This is a genomic window from Shimazuella soli (genome assembly GCF_022511585.1).
Taxonomy (GTDB): Bacteria; Bacillota; Bacilli; order Thermoactinomycetales; family Thermoactinomycetaceae; genus Shimazuella; species Shimazuella soli.
In genome coordinates this window covers 105,025-121,981 of the sequence record NZ_JAKWBN010000005.1, presented here as the reverse complement: position 1 = coordinate 121,981, position 16,957 = coordinate 105,025, and the positions used below count along the sequence as shown (strand labels likewise).

At 37.6% G+C, this 16,957-nt stretch carries 15 protein-coding genes and 1 pseudogene; 8 read left to right on the top strand and 8 right to left on the bottom strand.

All coding sequences use genetic code 11. The features are described 5' to 3' along the window. Window positions 1–43 precede the first annotated feature (43 nt). Window positions 44–1,219: an MFS transporter gene (locus MK805_RS12545; protein WP_240876237.1), complete on the top strand. Its 1,176-nt coding sequence runs from the start codon at window positions 44–46 to the stop codon at window positions 1,217–1,219. Window positions 1,220–1,638: 419 nt separating this feature from the next. Here MK805_RS12545 and MK805_RS12540 read toward each other — a convergent pair. Then, window positions 1,639–1,749: pseudogene (locus MK805_RS12540) on the bottom strand (TetR/AcrR family transcriptional regulator); the annotation flags it as partial. 487 nt (window positions 1,750–2,236) lie between these two features. Here MK805_RS12540 and MK805_RS12535 point away from each other — a divergent pair. The 3 genes from MK805_RS12535 to MK805_RS18165 all read left to right on the top strand — a co-directional run bounded on the left by MK805_RS12535 (window position 2,237) and on the right by MK805_RS18165 (window position 3,945). Further along, on the top strand, window positions 2,237–3,313 hold the full coding sequence (locus MK805_RS12535) for a hypothetical protein (RefSeq protein ID WP_240876236.1): 1,077 nt from the start codon (window positions 2,237–2,239) through the stop codon (window positions 3,311–3,313). A 312-nt stretch (window positions 3,314–3,625) separates the two neighbouring features. Continuing rightward, a complete protein-coding gene (locus MK805_RS12530; RefSeq protein WP_240876235.1) occupies window positions 3,626–3,823 on the top strand; it encodes a hypothetical protein in 198 nt (65 codons plus the stop codon). Then, entirely contained in the window at window positions 3,787–3,945 is a 159-nt protein-coding gene (locus MK805_RS18165) for a hypothetical protein (RefSeq protein WP_420833076.1), read from the top strand. The genes MK805_RS12530 and MK805_RS18165 overlap by 37 nt, the downstream gene beginning before the upstream one ends. A gap of 249 nt (window positions 3,946–4,194) precedes the next feature. Here the strand turns inward: MK805_RS18165 and MK805_RS12525 are convergent, their stop codons facing one another. Both MK805_RS12525 and MK805_RS12520 read right to left on the bottom strand, forming a co-directional pair. Beyond that, entirely contained in the window at window positions 4,195–4,971 is a 777-nt protein-coding gene (locus MK805_RS12525; protein ID WP_240876234.1) for an SDR family NAD(P)-dependent oxidoreductase, read from the bottom strand. Window positions 4,972–5,604: 633 nt separating this feature from the next. After that, entirely contained in the window at window positions 5,605–6,486 is an 882-nt protein-coding gene (locus tag MK805_RS12520; RefSeq protein ID WP_240876233.1) for an AraC family transcriptional regulator, read from the bottom strand. Between the two features lie 147 nt (window positions 6,487–6,633). Here MK805_RS12520 and MK805_RS12515 point away from each other — a divergent pair, with 147 nt between their 5' ends. Next, window positions 6,634–7,485 (top strand): oxidoreductase, encoded by an 852-nt coding sequence (locus tag MK805_RS12515; protein WP_240876232.1) that lies wholly within the window; start codon window positions 6,634–6,636, stop codon window positions 7,483–7,485. Window positions 7,486–7,613: 128 nt separating this feature from the next. Beyond that, complete coding sequence (locus MK805_RS12510) at window positions 7,614–8,585, top strand: aldo/keto reductase (protein ID WP_240876231.1); 972 nt, start codon at window positions 7,614–7,616, stop codon at window positions 8,583–8,585. Window positions 8,586–9,031: 446 nt separating this feature from the next. Here the strand turns inward: MK805_RS12510 and MK805_RS12505 are convergent, their stop codons facing one another. Both MK805_RS12505 and MK805_RS12500 read right to left on the bottom strand, forming a co-directional pair. Beyond that, a complete protein-coding gene (locus tag MK805_RS12505) occupies window positions 9,032–10,234 on the bottom strand; it encodes an MFS transporter (protein WP_240876230.1) in 1,203 nt (400 codons plus the stop codon). 270 nt (window positions 10,235–10,504) lie between these two features. After that, window positions 10,505–11,086 (bottom strand): TetR/AcrR family transcriptional regulator, encoded by a 582-nt coding sequence (locus MK805_RS12500; RefSeq protein WP_240876229.1) that lies wholly within the window; start codon window positions 11,084–11,086, stop codon window positions 10,505–10,507. 364 nt (window positions 11,087–11,450) lie between these two features. On the opposite strand from MK805_RS12500, the gene MK805_RS12495 reads away from it, so the two are divergent. After that, window positions 11,451–12,206 carry an arginase family protein gene (locus tag MK805_RS12495; protein ID WP_240876228.1) on the top strand — a complete coding sequence of 252 codons (756 nt, stop codon included), beginning with the start codon at window positions 11,451–11,453 and terminating at the stop codon, window positions 12,204–12,206. 578 nt (window positions 12,207–12,784) lie between these two features. Here MK805_RS12495 and MK805_RS12490 read toward each other — a convergent pair. Both MK805_RS12490 and MK805_RS12485 read right to left on the bottom strand, forming a co-directional pair. Continuing rightward, window positions 12,785–13,657: a hypothetical protein gene (locus MK805_RS12490; RefSeq protein WP_240876227.1), complete on the bottom strand. Its 873-nt coding sequence runs from the start codon at window positions 13,655–13,657 to the stop codon at window positions 12,785–12,787. 122 nt (window positions 13,658–13,779) lie between these two features. Then, entirely contained in the window at window positions 13,780–14,577 is a 798-nt protein-coding gene (locus tag MK805_RS12485; protein ID WP_240876226.1) for a TrmB family transcriptional regulator, read from the bottom strand. 567 nt (window positions 14,578–15,144) lie between these two features. Here MK805_RS12485 and MK805_RS12480 point away from each other — a divergent pair. Continuing rightward, window positions 15,145–15,564 carry a DUF4267 domain-containing protein gene (locus MK805_RS12480; protein ID WP_240876225.1) on the top strand — a complete coding sequence of 140 codons (420 nt, stop codon included), beginning with the start codon at window positions 15,145–15,147 and terminating at the stop codon, window positions 15,562–15,564. Window positions 15,565–15,799: 235 nt separating this feature from the next. Here MK805_RS12480 and yhbH read toward each other — a convergent pair whose 3' ends face one another. Then, window positions 15,800–16,948 carry a sporulation protein YhbH gene (yhbH, locus tag MK805_RS12475; RefSeq protein WP_240876224.1) on the bottom strand — a complete coding sequence of 383 codons (1,149 nt, stop codon included), beginning with the start codon at window positions 16,946–16,948 and terminating at the stop codon, window positions 15,800–15,802. Between the last annotated feature and the right edge of the window lie 9 nt (window positions 16,949–16,957).

Sequence of the window (16,957 nt, the reverse complement as noted above, 5' to 3'; positions counted from 1 at the left end):
CGTGAACTTATTTGATTACTTGTTCAAATGGAGGTTGAGACTCATGGAAAAGTTGCGAGGTACTTCGCTTATATCACTAATTATATTGGCATGTTGTACGTTTTGCATTGGCATGACGGAATTTGTGATTATGGGTTTGTTACCAAATGTGGCACAAGATTTACACGTTTCTATTTCAGACGCTGGTCTTTTAGTAACGGGATATGCTCTAGGTGTTGCACTGGTTTCGCCAATCATTAGTATGCTTACAACCCGCCTTCCAGTTAAGTTACAACTCTGCTTACTTATGGCTATTTTCGTATGTGGAAATGCTTTGGCCGCTTTTGCACCAAACTATGAGGTATTAATGGCAGCCCGTATTGTCGCCTCCATTACACATGGAGCGTTTCTTGGACTTGGGATAGTTGTCGCTTCGAAGCTTGTCCCTGAGGGAAAACAAGGATCAGCAGTGTCATTGATGTTTGCCGGAGGGACGTTTGCAAATGTATTAGGTGTTCCCTTTGGAACATTTTGGGGTCAAGAATTTGGATGGCGTTCGACGTTTGAAGTCATTGCAATCTTAGGATGTGTTTGCTTGGTAGCATTGATGCTATTTGTACCTAGAATCCAACATCTTGCCCCTCTGAAATTACGGACAGAGGTAAAAGTATTATTTCGACCTAATGTCATTCTTGCATTGCTAACTACTCTTTTCAGTTTCGGTGGAGTGCTCACCACATTTACGTACATCGCTCCGCTTGTTGAGCGCTACGCTCACGCTACACCAAGTAACGTGTCCTGGATATTCCTTATTTTCGGCGTAGGAATGACTTTGGGGGCAATACTGGGGGGAAGACTCGCGAACGTCGGACTTCGTCAGGCCACATTAGGAAGCGTGATATTTCTAGCTGTAACACTTTTCGTTACGTATTTTTCAGATAAAAACACGTTCGCTTCTTTCTTCACAGTGTTCTTATTGGGAGCAGCATGTGGTGGAAGTATTTCCTGCCTACAGTTAAATGTATTAGATAAGGCGAAGGATGCACCAAACTTATCATCCACACTCAACATTGGTGCGTTTAACCTCAGTAATGCTTGCGGTGCATTGATTGGAAGTTTAGTCATTAAAAGTACGTTAGGATTAGGTGATGTTCCACTGGTATCGACACTAGTTACGATAGTTGGGATTGCGCTCATTTTCTATCAAAACATATTGGAATCACGGAAGAGCAATACCTAATGAGGGTTGAACCCTATAGCCATTAAGCTAAGGTTTTCCACAAAGTCTTATCCCAAGAGAGCCACGCTACTTGAAAAAGATAGGGCACACTAAATAAACCTAGGTAAGGCTTATTTTTGAAAATGAGGGGTCACCGTACCCAAAGAAGAAAAACCACGTTAAACATATTTTAGACGCAATTAAACCGACTGCCTACACGTTAAGGTAAATAGTCGGTTGTTTGCATTATTCACTTTTTATTTACATTCTTTTGTCTCGTAATGTTCGAAGGTTATCAAGAGAGATGCAGTGCTTTAAATTCCATACATAATCACCTTTGGGATTGATGTGTTCCCAACTAACAGAGAAAGATGTTTCAAATATTAATTGCGGAAACAATCAATTGTATATCACTCATTCAATTGTTTGAGTCGGAAAACAAAGTGCTTATAAAAAGTTGTCCGGTGTACCATAGCCCTTTCACATATTTGATTTACTGTAATAGTATTAAAAGATTGACTAGGTTCGGAAAGTAATTCTTCCAATGCATTTTTGACTTATGGAGGGAATATTCGGTAAAGTTTTTATGTTAGGGAGATATATCTATTATATTATTTTTACATGCATCATTCTGCTACCTTAGAAGCCGGTGTCAAACGAATAAAAATTGTAAGCTAGGGAGAAGTTCGGCAAATAGGAACACTCCCTAGCTTATTTGTAAAACATTTGCAAATAGCCCCATATTTCGCTTTTGGTACCAAACCCTTTGTCAGATGCTTTAATTAGCAATCGTATAAATCGCTTTTTATGTTGTTTATCCATTATTCGAACTTTACAGGGTTAAATTCAACAAAACATGTATAATAGTAAATCTTCATTTATATAATTTAAATCGCTTAGAACGAAAAATAGAGGGGGATTTTGCATATTTGAGACTCCACACGACTAAAGTCGTGGGATTCTAAGGTAGGAATCAAACTCGCTAGGAAAAATAGGCTTTAACAATTTATTCGATATTAATGAGATGGGAGCTTATGAATGAAAAACGAAGACAACAAAAATGAAAAACGAACATCAATGAAGAGAAAATCATTAGAGAAGCAGATTCCAAATAAAATCGGACAAATGAGTTCCTTAAATTCTGGCAACAGACTCGCAGCCTTTACTTTAGTAGTACTCACTCCTCTAATCGCTGAACTTGCATTGGGAAGTACACCGATTAGGATGGCTTGGCTGATTTTACTATGGCTTCCAATCTATGGGTCTGGAATTTTGCTCGTACGAGAAGCAGTTCGTAGGACAAATCGTAGTTGGCCAAGTATTGTGCTTCTTGGCTTAGCATATGAACTCGCCGAAGACGGTATTGGTCTTCAAGCACTCACTAGCCCGCATCTCTACGGAGCAGCTGACTGGGGCGCTCGCATCTTGGGACTGAATTTCCCTTATTGGGAAGCAAACGCGATGTATCATATCATTTTCAGCTCAGTTATACCAATTTTTTTGACTGATTTGCTTTTCCCTTCTCATCGTAACTTCCCCTATTTAAAGAAGACAGGTATGATAACCACAGGAATTGTAGCAATATTCGGGGTAGTTATACTACGAATTACTGTACCACCTACCCAAGATCCTGGATACACAGCTCCACTGCCCGTTATTATATGTTTCACTATCGCTATTCTCATTCTTTCGTTCATTGCTCTTAAAGTTATTCCACCTCAAAAACCTATGCCATATACTGCAAATTCTGTACCACCTATCTGGCTTTTATCTATCATTGGTTTTTTTGGTGTTATTTTTCTACTTGCATTAACTTTTCCATTTGGCAGTGCTAAGCAGCCGGGTTTTACAAAAGGATTATGGGTATTATTACCAATGATACTTGCATTAATATTGGCTTCTAGTATGTACCTCATTATCAAATATTGGAGTAAATCAATAAAATGGACAAATGTCCACGCATTATCCTTAATTGGTGGTGCTTGTGTAGGCCATACTGTTGCGGGTATCTTTGTCGCCAACACTTACGTGGATCGTATCGGCTTGATCATTATCGCTATTCTCACTACTGTTTTGCTCTTTCTACTCGGTCAGCGGATTCAACGTTCTAACTAATAGGAATGAAGAAATTGCTGGATAGTCAACATCACTCTTGGATTAACATCTCTTCAAAAAGGTTCGCACAAGGGATTAGCTTGGTTATGAAATAGTCATGAGGCTATCGTCCCAAGAATTCCACGCCTTTAGCCGTGTGGGGTGCCGATTAATCAGTTATCAACAATGACTAGTCCTTTTATCAAAAACAGTCTTATGAACATGTTTTACACTACCATCCGAATATTTTGCACCAGCATTTAGAAATAAATTCGGTATCATACCGAGCCAATATCGATTTGCAAAGTAACCTAAAATAAGGTTGCTTTTTTATTGCTCCCGATTGGATTCAAAGTAACCCCATATGGAGCTGTTCTGATTCCATTAATCATCGATAATGACAAGAGTGTGTCTAATTCGATGAATCCAAAATGGATTATTTTTTCAACTGTCCTTAGTAGTTGGATTGGAATTAATGGCAATCGAATAGCAGCATCCAAATACTTCTTACCAATATTTATTCAATTGTAAGTAAACAAGGTATTGTGGCTGTCTGTGCTGACAAGGCTCAAAAAATTAAACATAATCTATACAAACATTTAGACTACTTTAAAGTGGGAAAACGTCATATAGCAATATTAGCTCCACTATGATTCCTCATGTACAAGCTATATCCGTAAAATGATATTCAGAATAAGAAAGGATTCCCATGAAAGCATTCCAGCAAGAGAAAGGATTTAAAATGGGTACCATACTAGGTATTTTTGTCCAATCCTCGAAAAAAGTACAATAGCAAAAACAACCCTTTTGTAACCATTACATCTTTGTGGGATGCTGGTTAGAACAGGCATCTCACGGAGTCTGTTCTAACCTGACACCCCTAGTTGAAAGTACAATGCTGTTTACTCAGCAGGTATAATGTGAGGATGTCCAGCTAGAAATCCTCCATCGACAGGCAAGGCCACTCCTGTTATAAACGAAGCCGCGGATGAAGCCAAAAAGCACACTGCTTCTGCGACTTCCTCAGGCTTCCCGAACCTTCCTTGGGGAGTCTTTTTTAGAAGGTTGTTGCTATATTCCGGCAGTTTCATCACATTTGCCGATAACGAAGTTTGGATATATCCCGGACTAACCGCATTCACTCGAATATTATGCTTTGCCCATTCGACAGCAAGAACCTTTGTGTACTGGAGCAACGCCCCTTTTGACGCAGCATAAGCTCCTTGGTAAGGTGCCGTTATATGGGACATCATCGATGTGATATTGACTATGGAACCATTGCCATGCAGGATCATTTGCCTTCCCACCTCTTGGCACATTCTATATGTTCCTGTTAAGTTAATATTTAGAATGGATTCCCATTTATCTTCGGGATAATCTTCAGCAGGAAAGCGCGAATTAATGCCAGCGCAGTTAACCAGTACATGTATCCGATTGTACTTCGAATATACTTGCTTGACGAATTCGGAACAGCTTACACGTTCGCCAACATCCAGTGCATATCCCTCCGCGAGACCGCCGTTCTCTCGAATATGTGCTACAGTATTGTCAACTTCTGAAATTGTGCGGCTGCCAATCACCACTTTGGCTCCGTAGACAGCAAATTTTTCTGCAATAGATCGTCCAATTCCGCGTGAACCACCGGTTACAACTACAACTTGGTCTTTTAGCTCCTTCATCTAAATCACCCCATTAATGTTTTCTTGAAATATGTGGCGGATTCATGATACCCAATGGCGCTGTAAAAATTCCTGGCTCTTCTAGTAGCAAGTGCAACCAATTTTGAACCACGCTCGATAGCTTTCTCTGCAATAAATAAATCAGCATTTTTGTTGCTCAAAACCTCTTTGAAAACGGAAGCACAAATATCCAGTCAGTATAGTACGCTGAATATTTTCTCATTCTTCGATAATGAACTCTACATCTCTGCTCTTTAATAAGTTGAAGTTTATTTTGGATTGGTGTTTTGGTTCTAAGATAGATAGCAAAGGTTTACATAAACAGTAGTTTTCGTTCATATATAACATCGTACTCTATATTTTTTGATCTGTAAAACTGGAAAAACGCATAGCCCTTTTTCCGAATTTGATTCAATTGTTCCTTATAATGTTCCTTTGTTTGAATAAAACCATTGGTATAGTGAGACAATGATTGTTCTTTCGAAATGTCATTCAAAATATTTTTGACTTGATCGTTTGGTTAATAAGCCATATATGTCTTGGCAAGCTTGGAAAACAACTATTACTTGCATTATGTTTTCACCTGTTCTGTTCATGGTTACCAGCTATCCTCAAAGGTTACTTCTGTTTCATTTATGCTTTCTTTAATGCCGAAGGCGGGTAGCCAAATCGATTTTTAAATACTTTTGAGAAATGTGCCACATTCTCAAAGCCAATCGTAAAACAAATATCTGTAACGGATAAATTCGAATGAGTTAGCAGTTCTTCTGCTTTATCCAAACGACGATTGCGTATCCATTGTAGAGGAGACGTATTGTACATGGCTTGAAACTCTCTTTTAAAAGCAGATAAACTTCTTCCAGATAAGTATGCAAGGTCACTTATCGATACAGGGTTCATATAGTTTTCTTCCACAACTTCGGCAATATCTCTTCTCTCTTTACGTTTGAGCTGTAAAAACTGAAGTAGAAACTGCTCGTCTGCATCTGCTACATCAAATAATAACTCAAGAAGCTTCAGCTTTACCAGCCCATCATTTATTTTCTCAAGTTCTTTGAAGTAAGGATTAAGCGAATGCAAATAGCTGACTAGTCTATCATTTACTTGATGAACGGACACTGGAACAAGAAGTGCCGGATAGACTGGTTTATAATCTGCCATCTTCAGAAATTCACGGAGCACGTCTTCTGCTAGGAAAAATATCATGTAATCCAATTTATATTCAGCATCTGGATCCCCTGATTTTTCATATTCGACAACAATTGATTTTTGTAAAAGTAACATTTCATTTTTACGAACGGTATACTCCTGATTTCCAAACCTCACTTTATATATTCCTTCAAGTACGAAGAGGAGCAGATGATCCTCTAAAAACATACTTCCTTTTGCACCTTGAGTATGGGTACAGGATTCAATCACAGACAATCCATTCAATTTTAAAATACTTTGGTTATATGGAGGCTTGCTCAGAGCTTGAGGAGCCTTGACAATCACACTGTTTCTTACATCCATCATCTATTCCTCCCAACTGTTCGAAATCTAAATGAACGAAATAAACAAAAGTATCGAGCTTTATAACAAAGTAAAGGATGTAAAGCTAAAGTAAACTTACTTCATCAGCAAAAAACAAGCAAGCTAAACAGAAAGGAAAGAAAAAAGAAAATGACAGAACAAAAAGTTTGGTTCATAACAGGAGCATCAAGAGGTTTTGGATTGGAAATCGCAAAAGAAGCACTGGCATCCGGTGACAAAGTTGTTGCGACAGTGCGGAAATCACCTGAGTTATTGACAAGTAGACTGGGTAATCCAGATAACCTTAGCGTGATCATACTCGATGTCACCAATGAACAACAGGCTCACGAGGCAGCGGGACAAGCAATCGAACGTTTCGGTAAAATTGATGTTCTTGTCAATAATGCAGGATACGGTATCCTCAGTGCAGTGGAAGAAGCGACAGACAAAGAAGTAAAGGAAAATTTTGAAGCCAATGTATTCGGGTTGTTAAATGTAACTCGTGCAGTCCTACCTTATATGAGAAAAAAACGCTCCGGACATGTGATCAATATCTCCTCAGTAGGTGGACTGACAGGGATCGTCGGATGGGGGATATACGGCTCGACAAAATTTGCTGTTGAAGGTTTGACGGAAGCAATGGCAAAAGAATTCGCTCCGCTTGGCATTTACGCGACTACCGTAGAGCCTGGTTTCTTCCGTACGGAATTCCTTGATGTAACGTCACTGATTCGCAGCAGCCACGTAATCGATGATTACGCAGAAACAGTAGGAGAAATGAGAAGTTTCGCCACGAAAGTTAACAAAAAACAACCCGGTGACCCTGTCAAGTTAGCCAAAGCAATCGTTCTCATAGCAAATGCGGAGAAACCACCTGTACATTTGCCTATGGGGAAAGACTCTCTTGATTTATTTAAAGAAAAAATGGAACTTTTTAATAAGGACATCGAAACATGGTATGACGTGATAACAGGTACAGACCATGATGATGTGATTTCATAAGTTTCTATATCAAGTTGTTAAGTATGTATTATTTCATTTATCTCAAACAATACAATATCTGGAACAATCAAATGAGTATAATTTACTCCTCATCATTTCAACCAATAAAAATCTGGAGGATTCTATAAATGAAAAAACGAATGTTAGGTGAATTAGAAGTATCCGCTATCGGTCTGGGTTGCATGGGAATGTCGAGTTTTTATGGACAAAGAAACGATAAAGAATCAATCAAAACCATTCATCAAGCACTTGAACTTGGAATCAATTTTCTTGATACAGCCGATATGTATGGTGTAGGTCATAATGAAGAATTGATCCAAAAAGCACTAGCTGATCGAATTCGTGATGAAGTTATCATCTCCACCAAATTCGGTTTTGTGATGAGTCCTGAGGGAGAAGTACTAGGCATCAATGGGCATCCTCATTATGTAAAAGAAGCTGTAGAAGCGAGTTTGCGTCGTCTGGGTATCGATGTCATTGACTTATATTTTCTGCATCGCGTCGACCCAAACATACCTATTGAAGAAACCGTGGGTGCTATGGCAGAGTTGGTAAAGGAAGGAAAAGTTAAGAAGATTGGACTTTCAGAAGTATCTGTCAGTAGTATTCGCCGTGCTCATGCAGTACATCCAATTACTGCAGTACAAACGGAGTACTCTTTATGGACACGTGATGTAGAAAAAGAAATTCTACCTCTGTGCAAAGAGTTAGGAATCGGCTTTATGCCCTACAGCCCATTGGGAAGAGGAATGTTAACAGGTCAATTGAATTCGCTTGACGAATTGTCCGAAGATGATTATCGACGAAGTAATCCTCGTTTTACGGCAGAAAACTTTCAGCAAAATCTTCAATTGCTTCAAGTGTTAAACAACTTGGCTCAACAAAAAGGTTGCCAACCTTCCCAACTCGCTCTAGCTTGGCTTTTAGCACAAGATGAACATATTGTACCTATTCCAGGTACAAAACAAAGAAAGTATCTAGTTGAAAATGCTGAATCTGTTGGGATTCAACTTACTTCAGAAGATTTAGCTGCGATCAATGATGCTTTCCCCATCGGATTTGCAAGAGGAGAAAGATACGAAGAAGATCCTTCAGTTTAACTCACCCACTCCTGTTCAATAGAACCAAACAACAGTATATTTTCCTTTGCTATTAACTTCTGCCTCTTTTTCATTTAAAACATAGTTCCACACCAACTCATGGTAAAGAATCGCCTCCTCAAATTATTGATAAGGCGATTTCTTTTTTACACCACTTCTTTCACTTGAAATAAGTGCTTCAACGCATGATACACTTAACTCTCGGATTACGTGTTAGGCACTATCTAAAAGAGACATTCTCTTGCATTTCTCCTACTAATCAAAAAGATAAAACATAAAAAGAACAAAATTCACACAACTACATATTAAGCAAAAACACGAGTATTAATTGGACTATTACCTTCTCAATTCAATACTAGACAACTTTTTAATAGACAGTTCCCTATATTCCTCTTATTGGACATATAGTTTAATTCATTTCCCATCATCATCCAACTGGATGTAAGTTACTCACTCGCTACTTTTCCTACTTTACGTCTAACTAATAATGCCAGAAATAACACTAATAGTGTCAGTAGTGCAATAATCACTGACAAAAGAAAAACCGCACGCTCAAATCCTATCAACGTGGTAGCTAAACCACCGCAATAGGCACTGGCTCCCTGAAGCAAGTAAGAGAAGAGGAACACGGAAGACAGGAGTTTCGCTCGATCCTGGATAGGTGCGTATTGAGAGGCTAATCCAATCCCCCCAGCTGCAGCAAAACCATATGCGATGCCACCAATAATGTCAGATAAGACAAATGCTACAAATGAATGGCTATATGATGAAACGACCAGCAATCCAACTGTTACAATAACAGCCAGAGCTCCTACAAGAATCGAGGTTATTGGAGTTAATCGACTTGCAAGAAGTGCACTAATAGAGGCGATAAGGTACGAAATGGATAATACAATCCCAATTGTTAGAATGTCATTCGTTCCAACAACGTCTCGAGCAATTTGTGCCCCAAGAGAAAGAAAGATACCTCCTTCCGCAAACCCTGTTCCCACTGCCAATGCAGCAACAATGTACACAGCTAACAGCGCCCTAGGCACCTTCAGACCTTGCGGCTTCCAAGATGTGTGACTTTTAGCATACAGCACATTTTGCCGAGGTAGAAATGAACTTAGTACAGCTGTAATAATAATAAATCCGACGAGAAACCAATAACTCAAATACAAAGGGAAGGGTGCAAATTTGATGAGAGAAGCACCAATAATCGTCGACATGAATAAACCTACGGATTGAGCTATTGTATTAATCGATCCGGGCAACTTCTGATTCGATGTAGGATTGAAGTCAACCAATGCTGCTGCTCCAGAACCAGATGTCAATCCTACACCAATTCCTTGGAATACACGCCCGATAAACAACCAAATCATACTGGGAGCTAAGGCGAATATTAGCGCTCCTATGAACAAAAAACTAAGTCCGATAAGTAACGTATTTCGACGTCCTATATAATCAGAAATATTCCCAAATAGGACTAAAACCAGTACCAGTACGACCGGATAAGTAGCATATATTCCCGTTGTGACTGCTTTAGATAAATGCCAGAAAGACGCGTAAACAGGAAATACAATCGAGGGTGCTGCACTGGACCATAAACTGATCGAAATCACCCAAGCCACAATCCAGAATGCCGTTTTAGATGAAATAGTTTGCATGAGGTTTTTTCCTCTCCAATCTCTATTTGCTTGTAATTGCAGGAACAAAGCGACTATTTCCAACAAGATCTAATCTTGATCAATAATTTGTTAGGTGTAGTTTCAAATCACTGTTTCCAAAGCAAAACAAGAGTTTAAACTAATCTATGATAAAATGTTTTAAATCACTGGTCACTATATATAGTAAAAACTTGGGAAATACTTAAGTTCAGATGGTATTATTCATCTTAATTGAACGACCGTTCTAAAATAATTAAAAAAATAATCCCGTCACATTGGGTGTTCTAAAATTTTTAAATTCATGTCAACAATATTTTCAAAACGTTCCCTGTCTTGTGATGTCTTGACGAGCACTCGAAGTCCTGTCATCGTATTCATTAAGAATTGGGATAGCATCACAGGATCCCATTGGGCTGATATCTCTCCGGTGCGTTGCCCTTCTTGGATCAACTCACAAAAAATGCGTTCTGTTTTTTCTAAATAGTCTTGTGATTTACTTCGTACTTCCTCGTCATGCAATGAAAGTTCAACCATCGAATTTACCATTAAACAACCTTGCTGACGAAAATTATCTTCATCCATGACCATACAAAACAAATTTTTAATGATTTTTTTTACCGATAGGTCATCGATCAACCGTTTCATTTTAGATTGTATCATCTGCAAATAACGGTCAACGACAGCTAAGTATAAGGTACGCTTGTCTCCAAATGTATCATATATACTTTTACGATGTATTCCCATATGGTCAACCAGATCTTGAACCGATGTTTTCTCGTAGCCTTGATACCAAAATAGTTCCATAGCTCTAAGTAAAACGGCATCTGTATCAAATTGCTTATTTCGACTCAATTTATCACTCCTCGCAGGTTAAATGAACATTATCCCCATTTAGAATGATCGTTCTAATAAAGACTATATTCTAATTGAAACGGTTTGTCAACAACAGCTACCTTGAAAGAACATGAAGTGGAAAATCTATATGGATTAAAAAAAGAAATTAAAACTATGAAAGCACAAGAATACAGGGAGACGGTTCTCTTATCGCATTGTATACTAGATAATGATCTACTCTCAGCATACTAGATTACCTCTCTGGTTAATCTCATCATTCCCATAAAATCCCATATCTTATATCTTTCGTATTTTATATAATTCAACTCCAATATTTAAAGTTGAATTATATCTATCTTGTTTGTCAAGCTATACACAGAGAATGCCTTTCCCAGCAGAAAAGATTTATAATAATGGTGCTCTAAACGGAAATCAAATAGCTTCTTTTTCAATTGAATTAGCAGATGCTGTTGAAAAAGTACTAAACAATAAAGCATTTCCTTTAGTATTAGGTGGTGATTGCAGCGTATTAGTTGGAAGTGCACTTGCTTTAGCACGTAAGGGGAAATTCGGTATGATTCATCTGGATGGGCATCCAGACTATTACCACAAGGGAAATAAAGAGTACGCTGTAGTTGGAGGTATGTCTTTAGCCACCATTACTGGAAAAGGAACAGACATTTTAACTAATTTAGAGAATCGTAGACCTTATGTTCAAAGTAAACATGTCCTAACTTTAGGTTACCGTGAATCTGATCCTAAACAAAATATTATATTAGAAGCTACAATGGACGGAGTTTCTTGCTGGAGTGCAGAAGGAGTATTGCGCGATGGGCTGGAAAAAACTGCTAAGAAATTAATTGATCTTATAAACAGCGAAGATGTTGAAGGTTATTGGCTTCATTTGGATGCTGATGTACTGGATGCTTCTATTATGCCTTCTGTAGATTGTCCAGAACCTAATGGACTACAATTCTCGGAACTTGAAATGTTACTTAAAACAATGCTAGAAACTGAAAAAATAATAGGTATGAATGTGACAATATTAGATCCTGATTTAGATCCAATGAAAGAAGTGACAAAGTCTTTTTCCAATGTTCTCATCGGCGCATTAAAAAGTAACAATGACGTTAGTTGAAACATTGAAGGGACTCATCTAGTATGAGTTCACCTTTGTTCAAGTAACTTTGATTGTATAAAGGAATCGATTCGTTCACAGCCGCTCAGTCAACTGATAAGGAATCGATTGGCTTAGCTCTTAGCGATGATGGTGCCAGAAAAACATGAGACTATTTATAACATTGTGAGCGAGAAAACCCACGGTTTAAATCGTGGGATGAAAGCGAGCGTTGGACGAAGGGAAGGAATTTCTTTCACTAGTCCAACCTTGAAAAAAGCATCTTTACAAACAAATATTCGCATGGTAATATATGTCTAGTCGCAACAGACGAAAACCAAGTTGTTCGCGGCAAAGAAGAAATCAACATACGTAAACCGTGGGGCACACGGGGTTAGCTTGGTAATGAAATAGTCATGAGGCTATCGTCCCAAGAATCCAACGGCTTTAGCCGTGTGGAGTGTCAAATATTGACGAAATCAAGGTAAATGAGCACTTTAATTTTTCTCATTGCACAAATTACATCATTTAAAACATAAAAATCGCCTCCTTATTTAAGAAGGCGATTTCCTTTTACACCACTTCTAAAAGAACAAAAATTAATGGCTTTTAGCGGATTGAGATGTTTGCTGTAAACTCCATAAAAATCCCCCAACCCATACAAACAGAGCTAAACCTGCTATAGAAATATAAATGGTAAACTCAAAGATGGATTTGCCAATAGCTGTCTGAATGAAAAACATCAGGATTAGAATGATCCAAGAAACTCCAGAAACATGTATGACTCTGTATGCTTGATTTCGATTTATCGTTGATAAACTAAGTAACCACCCTATAATGGGAATAGCTTGGTAAGCATGAAATCCTACAAAATGGATTACCATAATATTTCCTTCTGCACCAACAGAATGTCCTTGAATAACACTCATCCAAACTCCCGATAATATCCCACCCAAAATCCCTGCTATACAACTGTACTTTACTGATAGCAAGAGAAGTTGATTTTCTCCCTTTGACCGAAACACAAAGACAGTAAACATAATGATTAATATGGTAAGCATCGCTGCAACCGCTATGGTAAAGAAGTTAAGATAAACAAATGGCAAGTGAGCATGGGTAAAACGGGGATCAATTCCTCTCAAATTTTGCAATGTTTCCACAAAGTAACCAACCCAAATTGTAATGATCAATGGAATAACAAAAATCTTTCTCCGATAGGGAGTTGCTAAGGAAAGAAGATGCAGCAAAAATCCTGTTGAAAAAGCAAAGATACTGAGTGCCAAATCAAACGTAATTGCTTTGGAAAATTTACCTTCTGGTGGAATATCATTCGTTCCATGTATGAGGTACGTAATGGTTAATCCAATTGTAAGTAAAACACCAATTATACTTGTCCACACTAATCCTTTTTCTTGCTGATAATATTTTTTTACTAATAGAATACCTTTTCTGGCAACTTGAAATATATTCATCTTATTTTCTATCCTCTCGATGTAGTTTTGCAGGCTTCTGTTTCCAATAGAAAATAGGAAATATTACTCGCTAGCTCTTTCCTTCTAACAGATCGATCAAGATTTCTTATGAACTTCTGTCTTCATTGTCCCCATCCTTTGCCAGTGTACTTCTTAACAATTTCCTCGAAATTCGGCCCATATCGATCTTCCATTTCCTCTTTCATGTCTTTCTTAAGGTCATGCAAAACAGCATCATGATAAAAATGATTGAGTACCATCCTTACAATTGCAGGATGTTTAGTAATTAAAGCTTTTGTTTCTATTTCATTTCCTCTAATACCAACTATCGCAACTTCCCTATCTAATAAGAAAGAAAAATTTCTTCCAATAATATTTTGCCAATACTGCTCTGGTTCTTGGATTAGAACGTGCTTGATCGGCAAATCAACTGAACCCAAAGCTGAAACAATTACATGAATACCTTTTTCTTGTGCTTCCATTAAAAATTCTCTAAACAAATCCGTTTCTTCTGACCAGAAATCAGCAAACAATTCTGTTTTTGCTTTCGATAACTCCAATTGAATTCGTTCAACTACTTGTTTATCACTTGTTAAGGTATAAAAATCATCTACTTCTATTGATTTGGGATGTAAAGATTTTTGAAGTTGCTGAAAAGATTTATGCATGGATTGTTCCATTTTTAATTGCATTTCATCCAAAGGAATAGCGTGATAAAATGTTCGTTCACCTTTGGAAACTAGAATAAAACCTTTGTTTAATAAACTTTCTAAAGCTGCATATACATTTGAGCGAGATACACCGATTCTTTTAGAGACTTCATATCCTGTGAGTTTATCGCTTTGGATCAAAGTATATAGACATTTTGACTCTATTTCTGTAAATCCAAGATTTTTAAACTGATCAACTGCAAGTTCCATTCTTATCACTCCGGTTTTTTAGTAGTACTAAAAAGGAATTCATTTTAGTGGTTGCCTTTAGAACCACTATATATCAATATCATTTTGAACGCAATAGTTATATTTATCTTTTTCCCATTTGTTATTTGAACAACAGATTTAAGTAAGGAACCTCCATTCAAGAAAATAAATGATTCCCAAATAAACATCATCTATGACATACAGGATGACAAAAGAGCAGCTTACTAAAAACAACAGGTATTGCTTGTTGTGCGTATTATTAATTTGTTCAAACGAAATAGAAAAAAATCAAAAACAATATTCAACTGATAACTAATCGAATACCAGTAATATTCAGATTATTATGACATTAACAAGTGAATTAGAAATCAAGAATAAAACATATCAGCTAATAGATGAAACAAATCGGTAAATTGATAAAAAAGGAAATAATTAATTAAAAACTATTGCAAAAAAATCAGGATCAATATATAGTAGTCATCAGGAGAACCACTAAAGAGTATTCCGTTTTAGTACCACTATATTTAAAGTGGTCATTCAAACAACACAGACAAGGAGATGTACAAAATGAGTAAATCAAATTGGGGACCAAAATCAGTTTCTTTTTGGTTAGTGGGAGTAGTTACATTATTAATGCTGTTTTTAGGAGTAAGAGGTTTCATTCAACCGGAGGCAGCCATTCAAGGTTTTGGATTACCTTTGCACAACAATGCGGATCGATATGTTGTTTTTGTAAAAGCAGATCGTGATTTGTTTATTGGTATCTTTCTATTAGTTTTAATGGTGCTTCGTATGAGAAAAGCACTGCTTGTTGTCATGTTAACTTCGATCTTAATGCCTATAGTTGATGCTACTTTGGTTTTAACCTATGCCATAGATAAAACACCTTCTTGGATTCATATTGTTACTGCCCTTTATGGAATAATTATCTGCTGGATGTTATACCGAGAGGAAAAAAAGCAAAATATACCCGCTTTAAACAACTAAAAATAATAATTTTTCATCACTATAAAAATCAAAATGTATGAACAGTAACCCGAATAACGGACACTAAGTATCGTTAATCGTTTTTTTTGTATGTGGCAGAGAAAGTGACCAAATCGCCATCCAGAGGTAGCTTATTGAAGTGCAGAAGGAGTATTATGCGATAGAACAAAGACACAAATACATCAATTAAAACATTAAAATCGCCTCCTCAGTATTGAGAAGGCGATTTTCCTTATTACACCACTTCTTTCACTTGAAAGAAATGCTTTAACGCGTGGTACACTTGGCTCTTTTCTCGGATTACATAGTGCATAAATTTTGGATCTACCAAATGCCTGTAAGCAGTCATGAGAGTGCTGTGGCGATTGTATTGATTTACTTCCCCATAGCCAAACATGTTGCTTCTCTCCATCAAAGCTTTGACTAGACCCACACATCTTTCGTTGTCAGAGGTTAAATTGTCCCCATCGGAAAAGTGAAAGGGGTAAATGTTGTAACGATTGGTAGGATAGCGACTATCAATAATTTCGATCGCTTTTTTATAAGCAGAGGAACAGATGGTCCCTCCGCTTTCACCTTTGGTGAAGAATAGGTCTTCCGTTACTTCTTTTGCTTCCGTGTGGTGTGCGATAAACACAATTTCTACATTTTCATACTTGGTACGCAAAAAACGTACCATCCAGAAAAAGAAACTTCGTGCAATATATTTTTCAAAGATACCCATTGATCCACTGGTATCCATCATTGCGATCACAACAGCATTGGAATGAGGCTGAACTTTCTCTTCCCATGTTTTAAAACGAAGATCATCGATCGAGATTCTCGACTTTTCCCGCGAACCTGCTAAAGCGTTTCGTTTAATGGCTTCCAGTAACGTACGCTTTTTGTCAATATTGCCCATCAAACCTTTTTTGCGGATATCAGTAAAACGAATCTCTTCGATTTGAATATCTTCTTGCTCTTTGCGTTCCAAATTGGGAAGTTCCATTTCAGAGAATAAAACATTCTCTAATTCGTCAATGGAAACTTCAGCTTCAAAGTAATCATCACCTGCTTGGTCCCCCGCACCCTTGCCTTTTCCTTTAGCTGGTGAGCCAGAAGGATCTCTAGCTATCACATCACCCACTTGACTATCGCCATCACCCTGACCTACTTGTTTTCCTTTATTAAAATTGTAGCGAATGCGATATTCCTCAATGGAACGGATAGGAATCTTTACCATCTGTTTCCCATCTGACATAATAATACTCTCTTCACTCACCAGATCAGGCAAGTTTTTCTTAATTGCTTCTTTGACTTTTTCTTGATGGCGCAGCTGATCTTGATAGCCTTTGCGATGGAGGGACCAATCTTCCTCTGACACAATAAACAGGGGATTCTTCATTTTCGGTTC

Excerpts from the sequence above, each read along its gene's own strand:
- MK805_RS12510 (WP_240876231.1), top strand. The coding sequence starts at position 7,614 with ATGAAAAAACGAATGTTAGGTGAATTAGAAGTATCCGCTATCGGTCTG.
- MK805_RS12490 (WP_240876227.1), bottom strand. The coding sequence starts at position 13,657 with ATGAATATATTTCAAGTTGCCAGAAAAGGTATTCTATTAGTAAAAAAA.
- MK805_RS12515 (WP_240876232.1), top strand. The coding sequence starts at position 6,634 with ATGACAGAACAAAAAGTTTGGTTCATAACAGGAGCATCAAGAGGTTTT.
- MK805_RS12525 (WP_240876234.1), bottom strand. The coding sequence starts at position 4,971 with ATGAAGGAGCTAAAAGACCAAGTTGTAGTTGTAACCGGTGGTTCACGC.
- yhbH (WP_240876224.1), bottom strand. The coding sequence starts at position 16,948 with ATGAAGAATCCCCTGTTTATTGTGTCAGAGGAAGATTGGTCCCTCCAT.
- MK805_RS12520 (WP_240876233.1), bottom strand. The coding sequence starts at position 6,486 with ATGATGGATGTAAGAAACAGTGTGATTGTCAAGGCTCCTCAAGCTCTG.
- MK805_RS12495 (WP_240876228.1), top strand. The coding sequence starts at position 11,451 with ATGCCTTTCCCAGCAGAAAAGATTTATAATAATGGTGCTCTAAACGGA.
- MK805_RS12485 (WP_240876226.1), bottom strand. The coding sequence starts at position 14,577 with ATGGAACTTGCAGTTGATCAGTTTAAAAATCTTGGATTTACAGAAATA.
- MK805_RS12505 (WP_240876230.1), bottom strand. The coding sequence starts at position 10,234 with ATGCAAACTATTTCATCTAAAACGGCATTCTGGATTGTGGCTTGGGTG.
- MK805_RS12480 (WP_240876225.1), top strand. The coding sequence starts at position 15,145 with ATGAGTAAATCAAATTGGGGACCAAAATCAGTTTCTTTTTGGTTAGTG.
- MK805_RS12535 (WP_240876236.1), top strand. The coding sequence starts at position 2,237 with ATGAAAAACGAAGACAACAAAAATGAAAAACGAACATCAATGAAGAGA.
- MK805_RS12545 (WP_240876237.1), top strand. The coding sequence starts at position 44 with ATGGAAAAGTTGCGAGGTACTTCGCTTATATCACTAATTATATTGGCA.